This is a genomic window from Dorea longicatena, from assembly GCF_025150085.1.
Taxonomy (GTDB): Bacteria; Bacillota; Clostridia; order Lachnospirales; family Lachnospiraceae; genus Dorea_A; species Dorea_A longicatena.
Window position 1 is genome coordinate 797,746 of sequence record NZ_CP102280.1, and the last position, 19,324, is coordinate 817,069.

A 19,324-nucleotide genomic window follows, 5' to 3' on the forward strand; every position below is an offset into this window, starting at 1 on the left:
GTGCTTTTAAAACAAAAAATAGAATAAAAAATAAAAGTTTTAGAGAAAGAACTTGCAAAAACACATTGTGAAAAGATTGTTAAAGTATTGACTTTTGCGTAGAAAAATGCAATAATAAAACAAATGCTGTTGTGGGAGAATATAACAAGACTAGAATTTATAAATATACAGCAGCAAATAAAAGAAAAGAGGTTAAATGAAGATGGCTAAAATCGATTTAAGCAAGTATGGCATTTCAGGAACGACAGAAATCGTACACAATCCTTCTTATGAATTATTATTTGAGGAAGAGACAAAACCAGAACTCGAAGGTTTTGAAAAAGGACAGGAAAGTGAACTTGGTGCAGTCAATGTAATGACAGGTATCTACACTGGACGTTCTCCAAAAGATAAGTTCATCGTAGTTGATGAGAATTCAAAAGATACTGTATGGTGGACATCTGATGAATATAAGAATGATAACCATCCTGCAACACAGGAAGCTTGGAAAGCAGTAAAAGATATTGCGATCAAAGAACTTTCTGACAAAAAACTTTATGTTGTAGATGCATTCTGCGGAGCAAACAAAGATACACGTATGGCAATCCGTTTCATCGTAGAAGTTGCATGGCAGGCTCATTTCGTAACAAATATGTTCATCAAACCTTCAGAAGAAGAGCTTGAAAACTTTGAGCCAGACTTCGTAGTATACAATGCTTCTAAAGCAAAAGTTGAAAATTACAAAGAATTAGGACTGAACTCAGAGACAGCAGTAATGTTCAACATCACAAGCAAAGAGCAGGTTATCGTGAATACATGGTACGGCGGAGAGATGAAGAAAGGTATGTTCTCTATGATGAACTACTTCCTCCCACTTAAGGGAATGGCTTCTATGCACTGCTCAGCTAACACAGACCTGAACGGAGAGAATACAGCAATCTTCTTCGGACTTTCAGGAACAGGAAAGACAACACTTTCTACAGATCCTAAGCGTCTCCTGATCGGTGATGATGAGCACGGATGGGATGATAACGGAGTATTCAACTTTGAAGGTGGATGCTACGCTAAGGTTATCAACCTTGACAAAGAATCTGAGCCAGATATCTACAACGCAATCAAACGTAACGCTCTTCTTGAGAACGTAACACTTGATGAGAATGGAAAGATTGATTTTGCAGATAAGAGTGTAACAGAGAATACACGTGTATCTTACCCAATCAATCATATTGAAAATATTGTACGTCCGGTATCTTCAGCACCTGCAGCTAAGAATGTAATCTTCCTTTCTGCTGATGCATTCGGAGTACTTCCTCCGGTATCTGTACTGACACCAGAACAGACACAGTACTACTTCCTGTCAGGATTTACAGCAAAACTTGCTGGTACAGAGCGTGGAATCACAGAACCTACACCAACATTCTCAGCTTGCTTCGGACAGGCATTCCTGGAACTGCATCCTACAAAATATGCAGAGGAACTTGTTAAGAAGATGGAGAAGAGCGGTGCAAAAGCTTATCTTGTTAACACAGGATGGAACGGAACAGGAAAACGTATCTCTATCAAAGATACTCGTGGAATCATCGATGCTATCCTGAACGGAGATATCAAGAATGCTCCAACAAAGACAATCCCATACTTCAACTTTGAAGTACCTACAGAACTTACAGGTGTTGATACAGGAATCCTTGATCCTCGTGACACATATGCAGATGCATCTGAGTGGGAAGAAAAGGCAAAAGATCTTGCTGCAAGATTCATCAAGAACTTTGCTAAATATGAAGGAAATGAAGCAGGTAAAGCTTTGGTTTCAGCAGGACCACAGTTATAAGATCCACTAATGAATCTGATTAAAATCGGATAATGTTATAGGGTTGTAAAATCCATGTAAATGGGTTATAATAAGTGCAGTGGAAACCTGGAATGTTCGACACTCCTGTAGTTTTGAACCTACAATACTTTAAACGGGAGTCTTACATCTCTGTAATATGTCAGGCCATCGATTTTGCAGTGGAAGGCAGAAAAGCAGATGCGGATACCCACCTAGCTGGGTGCTAGGAGTCAGAATACAGGAACCGGCATTTTGGGGAATATACAAAAGATAAAAGACAGTCGTTTTTACGGCTGTCTTTTTTCGGGTATAAAGGGCGGAAAGAAAGGAAAGAAAATTGCGGAGACGGAATAAAAAGCATTACAGTATCTATATAGCATGGATTTTACTGTTATTGTGTGTGATCGGAGGCTTGAAAGCAGGCATAGAAGAAAGTGCTGTGGGAAAAGAGCAAACGCATTCTGAAATATCTATTCAGAGCAGATGGGAAGAATTACTGAAATCTGTATCTGAAAAGAAAAATGATAAAAAGAAAGACCAGAAAAAATCAGAGAGTACGGAGGCAGCACAGAAAAATATCAGGATATTGCTCATGACCGATGGATATAAACAGATTGTACATAAAGAATTAAAGGTCAGTGCAACGGGAGGTCTTATAATAGAAAAAACTGGTACCAGGGAAGAGACTGCAGAAAATGAGAAAATAACGATCACAAAGGAAGATGTCGGATTTCAGAATGGAAAAATCAGAGTAACAGCAAAAGATGGGGGAGAGATGGTTGTCAGCAGCATCAGGAGAGGATATGGAAATCCTTCTTATGCCGGAATACTGGATCTTTATGCAACATCAGAAGGAATAGTAATTATTAATGAACTTCCGGTGGAAAGTTATCTATGCAAAGTTGTTCCCAGTGAAATGCCGGCATCCTATCAGAAAGAAGCCTTAAAGGCACAGGCAGTCTGCGCAAGAAATTACGCGGAACGCCAGATGGAAGACTATGCTTATCCGGAATATCAGGCGCATGTCAATGACAGCACAGATTATCAGGTATATAATAATTCGGCACAGCAGGATGCATCCACAGAAGCGGTAAGGGAAACTGCCGGCGAGGTGTTAAAATATAAAGGTAATATTGTAACAACGTATTATTATTCAACATCTTGCGGAAAGACAACAACCATGAAAGCCTGGGGAACGAGTGAAAATGAAAGTAATGGATATCTTCAGTCGGTAGAAGTAAAAGATAAGAATGGAGATTATGAAAAATCACTTCCATGGTACCGGTGGAAAGCTGATATAGATCAGGATATATTGAGTACACTTTTGGCGGAGAATGTAAAAAAGAATATCGGGACGGTACAGTCATTAGAAGTAACGAAAACAGGACCGGGAGGTGTTGCGCTGCAGATAAAAGCTGTCGGTGATAAGGGAAGTATTACAGTTGATACAGAGAATAAGATACGAAAGGCGCTGGGGGGAAATGGATATGAAATAAAGAAACAGGATGGTACGGTTGCCCAAAGTGGTACGCTGCTTCCAAGCGCATTTTTTAAAGTGAAAAAGGCTGGTAATATATTCAAAATCATAGGCGGTGGATACGGTCATGGCATTGGTATGAGCCAGAATGGAGCAAATGAAATGGCGAAAACAGGGAAGAATTATCAGGAAATATTACAAATGTTCTATCCAGGAACAACAATTGAAAAATAAGTATAATCAATGGAAGAATAGTTGAGAAAAACACACCTGGAAACGGAATGATTTCTAATAGACAAACGAAAGAAAATCGGGTAGAATATAGAGACGAATATTTTGGGAGAAAAAGATGAAAAAAGTTAAGTTTCTATATGATAAAGTAATGGAAATAACCGGACAAGTCGGGAAAGATCATGTAGGTGCCTATGCTGCACAGGCAGCGTATTTCTTCATGCTCAGTCTGATTCCGATCATATTACTGTTGATCACACTGGTACAGTATACGCCGGTTACGAAGGCAGACGTTATGACGGCTGTCCTTCAGGTGTTTCCAAAATCAGTAGACAGCCTGATCACATCCATTGTGAATCAGGTATATAATCAGTCCGGCGGTATCATTTCACTGACCATTATCGTTGCACTCTGGTCGGCCGGGAAAGGTGTACTGGCACTGACGACAGGTCTGAATTGCGTTTACGACTGTAAGGAGACACGTAATTATATTATTTTAAGAATACGCGCAACGTTTTATACAGTTGCGTTTATTATTGTAATTATCTTTCTGCTGGTGTTATCAGTATTTGGTAATACATTGAATCTGTTTGTAACGGAACATTATCCGCTTATGGAACGCTTTGTGGATCAGATTATGCAGATACGTGGAATCATTACACCGGTATTGCTGTTTGTGTTTACAATGATGATCTATAAATTTTTGCCGAACCACATTGTACAGTTGAAAGTTCAGTTGATGGGTGCGGCATTTTCAGCAGTCGGATGGATGATCGTATCATGGATCTTCTCGGTCTATCTGAATATTTTTAAGGGATTTTCATCTATGTATGGAAGTTTGACGACAATTGTACTGATCATGTTGTGGCTGTACTTCTGTATGTATATTTTGCTGCTTGGCGGGGAAGTGAATGTGATCCTGCGGGATATGGAGCAGGAGTAGAATTTCTGACTTGACAACTTCTGTTCATGTGATACAATAATTAAGTATTATGAGATAAAGGCAATGACCGTGTAAGTAGTGAGCCATTTTCCGCTAGAGAGAGGGAATCGACAGGCTGAAAGTTCCCTTGGGTTCAGATGGTGAATGAATTTCCCGCGCGAGCTGTGTTCTTGAAATAAAAGTAGAGAATGCCGTATGATGCACGTTACGCAGTAATGAGTGTCCGCAAAAATATTTTGCGGGAATCAGGGTGGTACCACGGGTTATATGTCTCGTCCCTTTTGGGGCGGGGCTTTTTTTATGCCAAAGCATGCAAGAGAAGCTGCCAGTGGCAGGTTCTCTTGCATACCCAAAAGCATACGCTGACATAAAAGATATGCGAAGAAAGGAAGAAAATGATGAAAGAAAAACTGCAGAACATCAAAGAGGAAGCATTGAAAGCAATTGAAGCTGCCGATATGCCTGAAAAACTGAATGATGTGCGTGTAAAGTTCCTTGGTAAAAAAGGTGAACTTACCGCTGTATTAAAAGGTATGAAAGACGTTGCACCGGAGGACAGACCGAAGGTTGGACAGATGGTAAATGAGACAAGAGCAGCGATCGAAGCTGTTCTGGAAGAAAATAAAGAAAAGATGGAAAAAGCAATCCGTGCAGAAAAGCTGAAAAAAGAAGTGATCGATGTAACACTTCCGGCTAAGAAAAACTGCGTCGGACACCGTCATCCGAATACAATCGCACTGGAAGAAGTAGAGCGTGTATTTACAGGTATGGGATACGAAGTCGTAGAAGGACCTGAGATCGAGTATGATGAGTACAACTTCCGTAAACTGAACATCCCGGACGGACATCCGGCAAAGGATGAGCAGGACACATTCTATATTAATAAAGACATCGTGCTCAGGACACAGACATCTCCTGTACAGGCACGTATTATGGAGCAGGGCAAGCTTCCAATCTGTATCCTGTCACCGGGACGTGTATTCCGTTCAGACGAAGTAGATGCAACACATTCACCTTCTTTCCATCAGATCGAAGGACTGATCATCGACAAGAATATTTCATTTGCTGACTTAAAGGGAACACTGGAAGTATTTGCAAAAGAATTATTCGGAGAAGACACAAAGACAAAATTCAGACCACATCATTTCCCATTCACAGAGCCAAGTGCCGAGATGGATGTAAGCTGCTTCAAATGCGGTGGAAAAGGATGCCGTTTCTGTAAAGGATCCGGATGGATCGAGATCCTCGGATGTGGTATGGTACATCCACACGTACTGGAAATGTGCGGAATTGATCCGGAAGAATATACAGGATTCGCATTCGGTGTAGGACTGGAACGTATCGCACTTCTGAAGTACGAGATCGATGATATGAGACTGTTATACGAAAATGATATCAGATTCTTAAAACAGTTCTAGCGAGCACAAGTAATAATACGAAAAGGAGATTTATAAATGAATACTTCATTATCATGGATAAAAGCGTATGTTCCGGATCTTGATGTAACAGCTCAGGAATATACAGATGCAATGACTTTGTCTGGTACAAAAGTCGAAGGTTATGAGAAATTAGATGCAGATCTTGATAAGATCGTGATCGGACAGATCGACAAGATTGAGAAACACCCGGATGCAGATAAACTGATCATCTGCCAGGTAAATGTCGGAACAGAGACGATTCAGATCGTAACAGGCGCTCCGAATGTAAAAGAGGGAGACAAGGTACCGGTTGTATTAGCAGGCGGACGTGTAGCAGGCGGACATGAGCCTGGACAGCGTGTAGAAGGCGGAATCAAGATCAAAAAGGGAAAACTCCGTGGTGTTGAAAGTGATGGTATGATGTGTTCCATCGAAGAACTTGGCTCTAACAGAGATATGTATCCGGAGGCTCCGGAATACGGAATCTATATTTTTGATGATGATGCCGTTGTAGGAGAGAGTGCGATCAAATCACTTGGCCTAGATGATGTCGTTGTAGAATATGAGATCACATCTAACCGTGTAGATTGCTTCAGTGTTGTAGGTATTGCAAGAGAGGCAGCAGCTACATTTAATAAAGCGTTCTATCCACCTGTTGTCACACCAACAGGAAATGATGAGAATGCAGCAGATTATATCAAAGTAACCGTTAAGAATCCGGAACTTTGCCCAAGATATTGTGCAAGAATCGTAAAGAACATTAAGATCGGACCATCTCCAAAATGGATGCAGAGACGTCTGGCTTCTGTAGGAATCCGCCCGATCAACAACCTGGTTGATATTACAAACTATGTAATGGAAGAATACGGACAGCCAATGCATGCATATGACCTTGATACGATCGAAGGAAAAGAAATTGTAGTGCGTACTGCAGAAAAAGGTGAGAAATTCACAACTCTTGACGGACAGGAAAGAGAGATGGATGAATCTGTACTGATGATCTGTGACGGTAAGAAATCCATCGGTATCGCAGGTATCATGGGTGGAGAAAACTCTATGATCACAGACGATGTTCAGACAATGTTATTCGAAGCAGCTTGCTTTGATGGAACCAACATCCGTAAATCAAGCAAGAAGATCGGACTTCGTACCGATGCATCCGGTAAATTTGAGAAGGGTCTGGATCCAAATAATGCAGAGGCAGCCATTGACCGTGCATGCCAGCTGATCGAAGAGATGGGAGCCGGTGAAGTTGTCGGAGGAATGGTTGATGTATACAGCAAGAAGAAAGAGCCTGTAAGAGTACCATTTGATGCGGAAAAGATCAACAAGCTGCTTGGAACAGACATTTCTAAAGAAGAAATGATCGGATACTTCAAGAAGATCGATCTGGAATTCGATGAAGAGACAAGCGAAGTCATCGCACCTACTTTCCGTCATGACTTATTCCGCATCGCTGACCTTGCGGAAGAGGTTGCAAGATTCTACGGATATGATAACATTCCGACCACACTTCCAAGTGGAGAAGCTACAACAGGAAAATTATCATTCAAGTTAAGGGTAGAGCAGGTTGCACGTGATATCGCTGAGTTCTGCGGATTCAGCCAGGGAATGACATATTCATTCGAAAGCCCGAAGGTATTTGACAAGCTTCTGATTCCGGAAGATTCTGATCTTCGTAAGGCTATTCCGATCATGAATCCACTGGGAGAAGATTATAGTATCATGCGTACATCTTCTTTGAATGGTATGCTGACATCACTTGCAACAAACTATAACAGAAGAAATAAAGACGTAAAATTATACGAACTGGCTAACATTTATCTTCCAAAGGCACTTCCACTTACAGAACTGCCGGATGAAAGAGTACAGTTCACACTTGGTATGTATGGCGAAGGCGACTTCTTCACTATGAAGGGTGTCGTAGAAGAATTCTTCGATAAAGTAGGACTTCATAAGAAAGAAAAGTACGATCCGAATGCAGGAAAATCATTCCTTCATCCGGGACGTCAGGCAAACATCATTTATGATGGTGTAGTAGTCGGATATCTTGGAGAAGTACATCCGGAAGTTGCAGATAACTATGGAATCGGAACAAGAGCCTACATTGCAGTAATCGATATGCCAGAGATCGTAGCAAGAGCAACATTTGATCGTAAATATACAGGAATTGCAAAATTCCCTGCAGTGACACGTGACATCAGTATGGTAATGCCAAAAGAGATTCTGGTAGGACAGATTGAAGATGTGATCGAAAGCAAGGGCGGTGAATATCTGGAAAGCTATTCACTGTTCGATATTTACGAAGGTGCTCAGATTAAAACAGGATTCAAATCTGTTGCATATTCTATCGTATTCCGTGCGAAGGATAAGACTCTGGAAGATGCAGATGTATCTGCAGCTATGGACCGTATCTTAAAGGCACTCGAGGGTATGGGAATCGAACTTCGTAAATAAAAAACATTCATTCATATCAGATAAAAGCTCGGTAAAAAGAGCAAGAGGATTACGTATGAAGAAAAAACAGATCATAGGTCTGGTAGTAGCGGCAGCACTGTTCGTTGGAGTCAGTGCTGCCAGCGTATTTACCAATACAATTTCAAAAAATCTGCTTCAGAGCAGTGCAGATGATATAATTAATCTCGGAGGTTCGTATCAGTTTAATCCACCGTCTGAAGATTATATTGCAATCGTAAGAGTAGAAGGTACGATCCAGGAACAGAGTGGAAGCAGTATACTAGAGGCATCCAGCGGATATCAGCATGATTCAACGATGAATTATATCGATGAATTGATGGATGATTCTAACAATAAAGGAATTCTTCTGTATGTAGATTCTCCGGGAGGAACTGTCTATGAATCCGAAGAACTGTATCAGAAACTGAAAGAATATAAAGAGACAACAAAACGTCCGATCTGGGATTATATGGCACATTATGCGGCATCCGGTGGATATATGGTGTCTATGGCATCGGATAAAATCTATGCAAATTCGAATACAACGACCGGTTCCATCGGTGTGATCATGTCAGGATATGATATGTCCGGGCTGTATAAAAAGCTTGGAATCCGTTATGTAAGTATCACGAGCGGAAAGAATAAGGACAGCAGCAAATTTACGGACGAGCAGATTGCTATTTATCAGGATCAGATCAATGAAGCTTATGAGGAATTCGTGAATATCGTGGCAGACGGCCGTGATATGTCAGTGGAGGATGTAAAGAAACTGGCAGACGGAAGAACTTATACTGCAAAGCAGGCGAAGAACAACGGTCTGATCGATGAGATCAGTCTGTATCCGGATATGAAAGATGCGATGAGCAAAAAACTTGGAACATCTACATTTTATGAGATGGAATCAGATGAAGGACTTTTGCAGTCGCTGTTTTCCAAAGCAGAATCATTAGTTCCGAAGTCAGAAGCGCAGGTTCTGACGGAAACCGCCAAAAGTGTAGAAAGCGGGGTGCCGATGTACTATGCAGAACAGTTACGATAATCAGGAGAAGTTAGCCAGACAGAACAGTTGCTGTGCCAGTGGGAATCTGGAGTATGCCGGGTTCTGGGTGCGGATGGCGGCTTATATGATCGACAGTGTGGTAGTATTTGCAGGCCTCCTGATCGTGCGGCTGATATTTGCAGGTATCTCACTGGCTGGCGGCGGTGCGATAACGGGAACGGATATCCTGTTTCATTATTCGTTGAAAGATATCGTACTGTATGCTCTGAAAGTGTTATATTTTATTGCATTTACCTATCTGACAGGAACGACACTTGGAAAGAAAGCGATGAATCTCCGGGTAGTTTCAAAAAATCCGGAAGAGAAGCTGACACTGTTCAATGTGGTGTACCGCGAGACGGTTGGAAGATTCTTATGTAGCCTTCCGGTGAATATCGGTTATATTGTTGCAGGAATTGATTCGGAAAAACGTGGATTTCATGACTTGCTTTGTGATACCAGAGTGGTCTATCAGAAGAAGATAAAAGCATGGATGGCGCAACCGGGAACAGTTGTACCAGAATGTGAAAAGCTAAATGTAGAAGAGCAGAAACCGCAGACATCAGAGGGTGAGCTGTCAAAAACGCAGAAAAATGTCCAAATGAAAGAGTCTGGGATACGGGAATTGAAAAAAACAGAAAATACACAGAGTTCTGTAGTTGAGAAACTGGGAAAACCAGTGTATAATGGCTATCGTCTGGTAGAAAATAAATCAGAAAAAGAAATAGCTTCAAATGCAACTGTAAATGAAAACATATCAGAAAAAGATACGTAAAGAATAAAAGGGAAAGGAATTCATAATTATGAAACGTCAGGATTTTTATTATGAATTGCCGGAAGAACTGATTGCACAGGATCCGCTTGAGGATCGTTCGAGCTCCAGACTTCTTGTCCTTGACAAGGAGACCGGGGCTTTTTCCCATCATGTATTTAAAGAAATCACAGAGTATCTGCATGAGGGAGACTGTCTGGTAATCAATGATACAAAGGTTATTCCGGCAAGATTGATTGGTTCCAAAGTAGAGACCAATGCCAAAATCGAAGTATTATTATTGAAGAGAAAAGAAAACAACGTATGGGAGACGCTGGTAAAACCAGGTAAGAAAGCAAAAGTCGGAGCAAAGATCAGTTTCGGTGATGGCCTTCTGATGGGAGAAGTCATTGATGTGGTAGAAGAAGGAAACCGTCTGATCAAATTCGATTTCGACGGAATTTTTGAAGAAATCTTAGACCAGCTTGGCCAGATGCCGCTGCCTCCATATATCACACACCAGCTGGAGGATAAGAACCGTTACCAGACGGTATATGCAACTCACACAGGTTCGGCAGCAGCACCGACGGCAGGACTGCATTTTACACCGGAACTTCTGGAAGAGATTAAGGAAAAAGGTGTGGATATTGCGAGAGTTACACTTCATGTGGGGCTTGGAACATTCCGTCCGGTAAAAGTGGATGAGATTACCGAGCATCATATGCATTCGGAATTCTTCATGATCGATGAAGAAGCGGCTGAGAAGATCAATCGTGCAAAAGAGACGGGACACCGTGTTATCTGCGTCGGAACGACAAGCTGCAGAACGGTAGAATCGGCAGCAGATGAGAATGGACATCTGGAAGCGAAGAGTGGATGGACACAGATATTCATCTATCCGGGCTATAAATTCAAAGTACTGGATTGTCTGATCACGAACTTCCATCTTCCAGAATCTACATTAATCATGCTGGTATCTGCGCTTGCAGGACGGGAGCACGTGCTTGCGGCTTATGAAGAGGCTGTGAAGGAGAGGTACCGGTTCTTTTCATTTGGGGATGCGATGTTTATTCAGTAGAGTTGCTATTTAATGCATTAAGCGGTTGATACCCGGCCGGAAGAAAAGGAAGAGAGTCCGCGATAATTAATTAAATAGAAAAAAGCCGCACATATTTATACTCCTTTGCATACCATAAATGCGAAGGAGCGTGATAATATGATCTATAAAGCAATCCAGGGACTTCCGCAGGCCCATGCCAGGATAAAAGGGAGCAAAGAATACCCTGATATTCGTGGAAATGTATATCTCTATGAAGTGTATAATGGCACAGTTCTTTTAGGAGAACTGACGGGAATCCCGGAGGAACTGGAGAAGAAATACGGAGGATTTTTTGGATTCCATATTCATGAAGGAAATGCGTGTACGGGAGATTCACAGGATCCATTTGCAGATACAAAAGGACACTATAATCCGGAAAAAGAAGAACATCCCAGACATGCAGGAGATCTGCCGCCGGTATTAAGTAATGATGGAACTGCATGGATGGAGATTTATACCGGAAGATTCTATCCAATGGATGTTGTCGGCAGGACGATCGTACTTCATGAGATGCCGGATGACTTCAAGACCCAGCCGTCCGGAGATTCGGGAATGAAGATTGCATGCGGTGAAATCAAAGCATGGGAACAAGAATGTAAGAACAAAAATGGTAACGAATAAGTGGAGAACCGTCATACAGATAATTTGACATGTAAGTATGAAAACGTTAAAATTGTTGGAGGAATGTAGAAAACTGCAGTCCTCCATTTTTGCGTCAGGGGATATTAAAAAAGCCAAAACCTCGCTCCCTGATGGAAAGGAGTCCATATGCCGAAAAAAGAATTAGCAAAAGGGTATACAACCGGAACCTGTGCACAGGCTGCAACGAGGGCAGCAATGCAGATGCTTTTTACAGGTGAAAAAGTAGAGCAGGTGTCGGTAGAACTGCCGCAGGGAGAAAAGCTGCAGCTGGATATCACGGATATACAGAGAAAATATACAGACAGGGAATTGCCGGATATGGTATCCTGTGCGGTCAAAAAAAACAGCGGAGATGATCCGGATATCACGAATGGAGTACTGGTTTACAGTCAGGTAGGGCTTTCTGAAACAGGACAGATTCATATTGATGGCGGGATCGGGGTAGGAAGAGTGACCAGGCCCGGACTGAATCAGCCGGTGGGAGAAGCCGCAATTAACCGTGTGCCAAGGCAGATGATAGGAAAAGAAGTAGAAGAAGCCTGTGAAGAGGTTGGCTATACCGGTGGAATTGATGTAGAGATTTCGATTCCGGAAGGGGCAAGACTGGCAAAAGAAACATTTAATCCAAGACTTGGAATAGAAGGAGGACTTTCAATACTTGGGACAACCGGTATTGTGAATCCGATGAGTGAACAGGCGCTGATCGATACCATTGAAGTAGAGATGAAGGTATGCCTTGCGGAAAAGTACAGGTATCTGATCATTGCACCGGGTAATTACGGATTGGATTTTCTGAAAGAACAGTATAGTATAGAAGAAAATGATGTGGTAAAATGTAGTAACTATATTGGTCAGACCATAGATATGGCGGTAGAACAGGATTGTAAAGGTGTCCTGCTGGTCGGACATATCGGGAAACTGATCAAGGTATCCGGCGGAATCATGAATACCCATTCCAGATGGGCAGACTGTCGGATGGATTTATTCGCCACGGCCGCATTGAGAGCGGGAATTGCCGGAGGGAAGGCAGTCGAATTTCTTGACTGTGTGACGACGGATGATGCATTGGAGAAATGCAGCGAGGAAGAACGAACACGCATTATGGAAAAAATCATGATGCGTATGGAGGAATATCTGAACTACCGGGGGAAAGGAGAGATACAGGTGGGAGCGGTCACGTTTTCCAATGTATACGGAATCCTTGGAAAGACAGAAAAAGCAGAAGAACTGATAGAAAGATTCAGAAAAGAACGAAATATACAATAGATACCAGAGTATGCAGGAGAAGTTGCTGGTGGCAGGTTCTTTGCAGGACAGGAAGGAGTCGGAAAATGATACATTTTGTGGGAGCAGGTCCGGGAGCCGAAGATCTGATCACGGTCCGTGGACAGCGTTATCTGGAGCAGGCTGATGTGGTGATCTATGCGGGATCACTGGTGAATCCGGGGCTGTTAAAGAGTACAAAGGAGACATGCGAGATATATAACAGTGCGAAGATGACACTGGAAGAAGTTCTGGAAGTGATGGAACAGGCAGAACGGGAACAGAAGATGACGGTTCGGCTGCATACAGGTGATCCGTGTCTGTACGGTGCAATACGGGAACAGATGGATCATCTGGATGAACTGGGAATTGCGTATGATTCCTGCCCGGGTGTCAGTTCCTTCTGCGGGGCAGCAGCGGCACTGAATCTGGAATATACACTTCCGGAGGTGTCACAGAGTGTTGTCATCACACGTATGGAAGGAAGAACACCGGTTCCGGCGAAGGAAAAGGTTGCAACGTTTGCAAGTCATAATGCGACGATGGTACTTTTCTTAAGTACAGGACTTCTGGAAAAGCTGGAAGGCCAGTTGATAGAAGGCGGTTATAAAGAAGACACGCCGGCAGCAATTGTATACAAGGCAACATGGCCGGAGGAAGAAAGTTACATCTGTACTGTCAGTACACTGGCAGAGACTGCGAAAGCACATGGAATTACAAAGACAGCATTGATCATCGTTGGAGATGTGGTGACACATCATACGTATGAACGTTCGAAACTGTATGATCCGGAATTCACCACCGAGTTCCGTCAGGGAGTAAAATAAGATGAAGATTGCAATGATCAGTTTTACCGGAAATGGAAGAAGACTGGAGAGATCTTTAGCACATGAACTGGAAAAAGAAGGACACCAGGTGCTGCAGGCGGTAAAATGCAAAGAACTGGAATCGGACAAGGATGCGGTAAAATGCAGTGCCGGAGAATGGACAGGTGAACAGTTCCGGACGCGGGATGTACTGATCTTTATTGGAGCAGTACAGATTGCCGTGCGCTTGATCGCATCTTTTATAGGATCAAAGACAACAGATCCGGCGGTACTGGTACTGGATGAGAAAGGACAATATTGTATCCCAATCCTGTCCGGGCACATTGGCGGAGCAAATGAGATGGCTGAAAGAATTGCAGAGATGGCAGGAGCACTGCCTGTGATCACAACAGCTACAGATATCCGGGGAAAATGGGCAATAGATGTATTTGCCAGAAAGAATCATCTTTATATAGAAGATATGCAGAAGGCAAAGCAAATTTCGGCAAAGATTCTGGAAGGAAAGACAGTCGTGGCCGCGATTGAGAGCGGAAGAGATTCGATAGAGGGTACTGTGCCGGAAGAAGTGAAGATCGTACCGGAAACCTATGAGAATCCAGATATCTATATCGGGATATATGAACGAAAATTAAGCAGTCATGTATTAAGGCTGATACCACAACGGATCACGGTGGGAATCGGCTGCAGACGGGGGACATCCGCAGAGCAGATAGAACAGCTGGTGGATAAGATACTGAAAGAATCACATATTAATAAGAAAAGTATTGGCAGGATCGCAAGCATTGATCTAAAAAAAGACGAAGAGGGATTGCTTACATTTTGCAACAAATATAACATAGAGCCGGAATTTTATCCGGCAGAAGAATTAAAAAAAGTAGAAGGAGAATTCAGTGTTTCTACATTTGTAAAAAAGGTTACCGGAGTGGATAATGTATGTGAAAGAAGTGCTGTATATACAGGTGGTACACTGCGGATCAGAAAACAGGCAGAAAATGGTGTGACAGCAGCATTTGCCTGGGATAATTGGAGGGTGAAGTTTGAATAAGGTATATGTGATAGGAATGGGACCGGGGGCATATGAACAGATGACGTTGAAAGCAGTCCGGACGCTGGAAAAATGTGATGTGATCGTCGGATATACCGTATATATCGAATTATTAAAAGAATATTTTCCGGATAAGAGATATTTGACAACGTCCATGAGACAGGAGGCAGCACGGTGCAGGATGGCATTCGAAGAGGCAGCAAAAGGAGCTGTAACGGCAATGGTATGCAGCGGAGATGCCGGGATATACGGAATGGCAGGACTGATGTATGAAATCGGTGAGGAATATCCGGAAGTCGTGATCGAAGTAATCCCGGGAGTGACAGCGGCACTGGGAGGTTCTGCGGTACTTGGAGCAGCAGTCGGACATGATGTCAGTCTGATCAGTTTAAGTGATCTTTTGACACCGTGGGAATTGATCGAAGAAAGGCTTCGCTGTGCGGCAAAAGCTGATTTTGTGATCTGCCTTTATAATCCGTCCAGCAGGAAACGCAGTACCTATCTTGCAAAAGCATGTGAGATCATGCTGGAATATAAGGCGGAAGATACCGTCTGCGGAATAGTGAAAAACATTGCCCGCGAGGGAGAAACAATGCAGACACTGACACTGAAAGAATTAAAAGAGACAACAGTAGATATGTTCTCTACTGTATTTATCGGAAATAAACAGACAAAAGTAATTCGGGAAAAAATGGTTACACCAAGGGGATATCGTATATGAAAGACAAAAAGATTCTATTATATGCAGGGACAACAGAAGGAAGAAAATTAGCATCTTATCTCGGAAGAAGAGGCGTAAGACTGCACGTCTGTGTGGCAACCGCTTATGGGGAGAGTCTGCTTCCGGAAGAGAAGAATATAACGGTGACACACGACCGGATGGACAGTGGGCAGATGGGCGAGTTTATGAGGGTGTTTGAGCCGGATTATGTGATCGATGCAACACATCCATATGCCAAAGAAGTGACCAAAAACTTGAAAAGTGCCTGCGAGGTTATGCAGGTTCCGTATTTAAGACTGGTCAGGGGAAGTGAAGAGACCAAAGAAAGCATCTGTGTGGAAAATATGGATGAAGCGATAAAGTATCTGGAAAAAACAGAAGGAAATATTCTGGTAACAACAGGAAGCAAGGAGCTGGAATCCTATACAAGACTGACGGATTACGAAAGCCGGGTATATGCGCGCGTTCTGTCTATTGGCCAGGTGGCAGTTAATTGTGAAGAACTTGGATTCTCCGGACGTCATCTCATCTGTATGCAGGGACCGTTTTCTACGGAAATGAATCGTGCCATGTTAAAGGAATATGATATTGCTTATATGGTAACGAAAGAATCAGGACTTGCAGGTGGATACCCGCAGAAATGTCAGGCTGCACTAGAAGCCGGTGTGAAAATGGTTGTGATCGGAAGACCGGAAGAAGAAGAGGGAATGAATTTTGAAGAAATGTCCAAATTCCTTCAGAAAGAACTGGAACTGGATAATCACTGGAAAGTTACACTGGTGGGAATCGGTGCAGGTGCCAGAGACCAGGTTACACTGGAAGCAAAAAGATGCTGTCAGGAAGCAGAACTTCTGATCGGAGCAGGCAGGATGATCGAGGCAGTGGCAGAAGTCGGACAGACCATATATGAAGCATACCGCCCGGATGAGATCATTTCTTATATCAAAGAAAATCCGGAATATGAAAATGTAACGATTGCGTTGTCCGGTGATACAGGATTTTACAGCGGTGCGAAGAAGATTCTGGAATTGACGAAAGATGACCCACAGATTGAGACAAAAGTGGTGCCTGGAGTGTCATCCATCATATATTTTGCATCAAAGCTTGGCGTAACATGGGAGGATGCGGCACTAGTAAGCCTGCATGGAAGAAAAGAAAATCTGATGGCGGTCATTAAGGAGAATAAAAAGGTATTCGCCCTTGTAAGTAATGCAGAAGAGATCCGTCAGATCCTGACAAAAATGACGGAATATGGAATGGGCGAAGTAACAGTCAGGATCGGGACAGAACTTTCTTATAAGAATGAAGAGATTCAGACAGGAACAGCAAGATCACTGCTTCATTACAAAGGAGAGAATCTGGCGGTCCTTTATATTGAAAATGAATCCGGCGGCGAAAGCCCGGTGATTCCGGCAATTCCGGATGATACATTTGTACGTGGCGATGTACCGATGACCAAGGAAGAAGTAAGAAGCATTTCGATTGCTAAACTTAAGATTAAGAAGGATGCAGTTGTATATGATGTCGGAGCAGGAACAGGCTCTATTTCCGTAGAGGCCGCCATGGTTGCAACGCAAGGTAACGTCTATGCAATCGAACAGAAAGTGGAGGCGCAGGAACTGATCCGTGAAAATGCAAGGCGGATGCACGTGGATAATCTGCATGTGATAGAAGGTATGGCGCCGGAGGCACTGGAAGAACTGCCGGCACCTGATTGCGTATTTATCGGGGGCAGTAAAGGAAAGTTGTATGAAATCCTGGATGCTATCCGGAAGAAGAACCCATTTGTACGGGTGGTGCTCAATGCAATCTCACTCGAGACGATGATGCAGGTGTTAAAATATACGGAAGAGAATGAGATAGAAGAGGCAGAAGTCATTCAGGTAGCGGTAAGCCGTGCGAAAAAAGTGGGCAGTTATCATATGATGAATGGACAGAATCCGATCTATGTGATCAGCTTTACGAGCAGACCGGCAAAAAAGGAAGCAGATCCGGAAAATGAAGACGATTTCGTTCTGGAAGAAATCAATCTGGACGAGGTGGAACCGGAAGATATGACCGGAGATATTGTGGAGGATATTACGAAAGTGATCTCTGTAGGGGATCTGACACCGGAGAAAATCCGGGAAGAAATGGAGGAATCTGAGTAATGAAACTTCCTAGAATTCTGATTACTGCGATGAGAAGTGGCGCAGGTAAAACCATGCTGACCTGCGGAATATTGAAAGCAATGAAGATGCAGGAGATAAATCCTGCGTCTTTTAAGTGCGGGCCGGATTACATTGATCCAATGTTCCACAAGACTGTGATTGGCATCAGCAGCTATAATCTGGATTCCTTTTTGTGTGGAGAAAATGGAGTCAGAGAGATCCTGAAAAAAAATGGTGCCGGAGCAGATATTTCCGTAATGGAAGGTGTTATGGGATACTATGATGGGATCGCAGGGATTTCTTCAGAGGCGAGTGCTTATGATATTGCCAGAATTACCGATACCCCGGCTGTGATGATCCTGGACTGTAAAGGACTAAGCGTGTCTGCAGTGCCGTGTATCCAGGGGTTTTTGCATTATAAAGAAGACAGCCGTATCAAAGGCGTAATTCTGAACCGTTTGTCTCCGATGATGTATGGAAGAATGAAAGAGATGATCGAGGTGCAGACAGGAATCAAGGTCTACGGCTATGTTCCGGTTATGAAAGATTGTGCACTGGAGAGCCGTTATCTGGGACTGAAGCTTCCAAAAGAACGAAAAGATACGGAAGACAAACTCACAAGACTGGGAGAACAGATTCTGAAAAGTGTAGATATCGCAGGCCTTCTGGAACTGGCAGAAAATGCACCGGAGCTGCAGGAAAAGAAAACGCAAGGATATACATCAGAAATGGTAGAAAATTTGGCAGAAAATGCACAGTATAGTACAGAATCGGTTAGAACAAAAGATACGGTACGGATCGGGCTTGCAAGTGACGATGCATTCTGTTTTTTCTATCAGGATAATCTGGAACTGCTGCAGGAGATGGGAGCGGAACTGATTCCTTTTTCTCCTCTTTACGATAAGCAGATTCCGGAAAATCTGTCGGGACTTTTGTTCTATGGCGGTTATCCGGAACTATATGCAGAAGAACTAAGTAAAAATGAGTCAATGAAGACGAGTATTAAAAAAGCATTGAACGGCGGAATGCCATGTATCGCGGAGTGTGGAGGATTCATGTACCTGCAGGAATATATCAGAGATGAAAGCGGCACAGAATTTCCAATGGTTGGATTTTTAGAAGGGAAAAGTTATCCGACAGGTTCCTTAAAGCGATTCGGCTATGTTACCCTGACAGGGGGAAGAATATTCGGTAAAGAAGCAGGAGGTATCCCGGCACATGAATTTCATTATTATGATTCAGAAGTATGCGGGGAAGCATTTCTGGCGGAAAAACCAATGTCAAACCGTTCGTGGAAATGCATGATCAGTACCGATACGGTACTGGCAGGATATCCGCATATTCATTATTATGGAAATGAAAAGATTCCGGAGAACTTTCTGGAACAATGCAGAAGATGCAGGGAACAAGAGAAAAGAGCTAGGGAAAGAGATAGAACATAGAGAACAGAGAGG

The 19,324-nt window shown here is 42.9% G+C and carries 15 protein-coding genes, 1 other RNA gene and 1 other annotated feature; all 16 genes read left to right on the plus strand.

What is annotated here, in order from left to right; translation table 11 throughout:
• Positions 1–202 precede the first annotated feature (202 nt).
• The 16 genes from pckA (at position 203) to NQ508_RS03930 (ending at position 19,312) form a co-directional block, all read left to right on the plus strand.
• The gene (gene pckA, locus NQ508_RS03855; protein WP_022416218.1) at positions 203–1,807 is read left to right on the plus strand and encodes a phosphoenolpyruvate carboxykinase (ATP); all 1,605 of its coding nucleotides are present in this window, start codon (positions 203–205) and stop codon (positions 1,805–1,807) included.
• Positions 1,808–1,888: 81 nt separating this feature from the next.
• A non-coding RNA gene (gene ssrS, locus NQ508_RS03860) (6S RNA) lies at positions 1,889–2,070 on the plus strand.
• Between the two features lie 74 nt (positions 2,071–2,144).
• Positions 2,145–3,518 (plus strand): SpoIID/LytB domain-containing protein, encoded by a 1,374-nt coding sequence (locus tag NQ508_RS03865; protein WP_049940494.1) that lies wholly within the window; start codon positions 2,145–2,147, stop codon positions 3,516–3,518.
• 115 nt (positions 3,519–3,633) lie between these two features.
• Complete coding sequence (locus NQ508_RS03870; protein WP_006426298.1) at positions 3,634–4,458, plus strand: YihY/virulence factor BrkB family protein; 825 nt, start codon at positions 3,634–3,636, stop codon at positions 4,456–4,458.
• A 54-nt stretch (positions 4,459–4,512) separates the two neighbouring features.
• Positions 4,513–4,741, plus strand: a binding site (T-box leader).
• A gap of 115 nt (positions 4,742–4,856) precedes the next feature.
• The gene (pheS, locus tag NQ508_RS03875; RefSeq protein WP_044919403.1) at positions 4,857–5,876 is read left to right on the plus strand and encodes a phenylalanine--tRNA ligase subunit alpha; all 1,020 of its coding nucleotides are present in this window, start codon (positions 4,857–4,859) and stop codon (positions 5,874–5,876) included.
• 36 nt (positions 5,877–5,912) lie between these two features.
• Positions 5,913–8,333 (plus strand): phenylalanine--tRNA ligase subunit beta, encoded by a 2,421-nt coding sequence (gene pheT, locus NQ508_RS03880; protein WP_006426296.1) that lies wholly within the window; start codon positions 5,913–5,915, stop codon positions 8,331–8,333.
• Positions 8,334–8,388: 55 nt separating this feature from the next.
• A complete protein-coding gene (sppA, locus tag NQ508_RS03885; RefSeq protein ID WP_006426295.1) occupies positions 8,389–9,372 on the plus strand; it encodes a signal peptide peptidase SppA in 984 nt (327 codons plus the stop codon).
• A complete protein-coding gene (locus NQ508_RS03890; RefSeq protein ID WP_006426294.1) occupies positions 9,353–10,147 on the plus strand; it encodes an RDD family protein in 795 nt (264 codons plus the stop codon). Before sppA ends, NQ508_RS03890 begins: the two co-directional genes overlap by 20 nt.
• A gap of 28 nt (positions 10,148–10,175) precedes the next feature.
• Positions 10,176–11,201 (plus strand): tRNA preQ1(34) S-adenosylmethionine ribosyltransferase-isomerase QueA, encoded by a 1,026-nt coding sequence (gene queA, locus NQ508_RS03895; protein ID WP_055303723.1) that lies wholly within the window; start codon positions 10,176–10,178, stop codon positions 11,199–11,201.
• A 138-nt stretch (positions 11,202–11,339) separates the two neighbouring features.
• Positions 11,340–11,843, plus strand: a complete 504-nt coding sequence (locus NQ508_RS03900) for a superoxide dismutase family protein (RefSeq protein ID WP_006426291.1) — start codon at positions 11,340–11,342, stop codon at positions 11,841–11,843.
• A gap of 147 nt (positions 11,844–11,990) precedes the next feature.
• On the plus strand, positions 11,991–13,130 hold the full coding sequence (gene cbiD / locus NQ508_RS03905) for a cobalt-precorrin-5B (C(1))-methyltransferase CbiD (RefSeq protein WP_006426290.1): 1,140 nt from the start codon (positions 11,991–11,993) through the stop codon (positions 13,128–13,130).
• 65 nt (positions 13,131–13,195) lie between these two features.
• Positions 13,196–13,954 carry a precorrin-4 C(11)-methyltransferase gene (gene cobM, locus NQ508_RS03910; RefSeq protein WP_006426289.1) on the plus strand — a complete coding sequence of 253 codons (759 nt, stop codon included), beginning with the start codon at positions 13,196–13,198 and terminating at the stop codon, positions 13,952–13,954.
• 1 nt (position 13,955) lies between these two features.
• Positions 13,956–14,999, plus strand: a complete 1,044-nt coding sequence (locus tag NQ508_RS03915; RefSeq protein WP_006426287.1) for a cobalt-precorrin 5A hydrolase — start codon at positions 13,956–13,958, stop codon at positions 14,997–14,999.
• Positions 14,992–15,720 carry a precorrin-3B C(17)-methyltransferase gene (cobJ, locus tag NQ508_RS03920; protein ID WP_044919399.1) on the plus strand — a complete coding sequence of 243 codons (729 nt, stop codon included), beginning with the start codon at positions 14,992–14,994 and terminating at the stop codon, positions 15,718–15,720. Before NQ508_RS03915 ends, cobJ begins: the two co-directional genes overlap by 8 nt.
• Positions 15,717–17,870, plus strand: a complete 2,154-nt coding sequence (cobK, locus tag NQ508_RS03925) for a precorrin-6A reductase (RefSeq protein ID WP_006426285.1) — start codon at positions 15,717–15,719, stop codon at positions 17,868–17,870. Before cobJ ends, cobK begins: the two co-directional genes overlap by 4 nt.
• Positions 17,870–19,312, plus strand: coding sequence for a cobyrinate a,c-diamide synthase (locus NQ508_RS03930; protein ID WP_006426284.1), 1,443 nt, complete (start codon positions 17,870–17,872; stop codon positions 19,310–19,312). Before cobK ends, NQ508_RS03930 begins: the two co-directional genes overlap by 1 nt.
• Positions 19,313–19,324 lie beyond the last annotated feature (12 nt).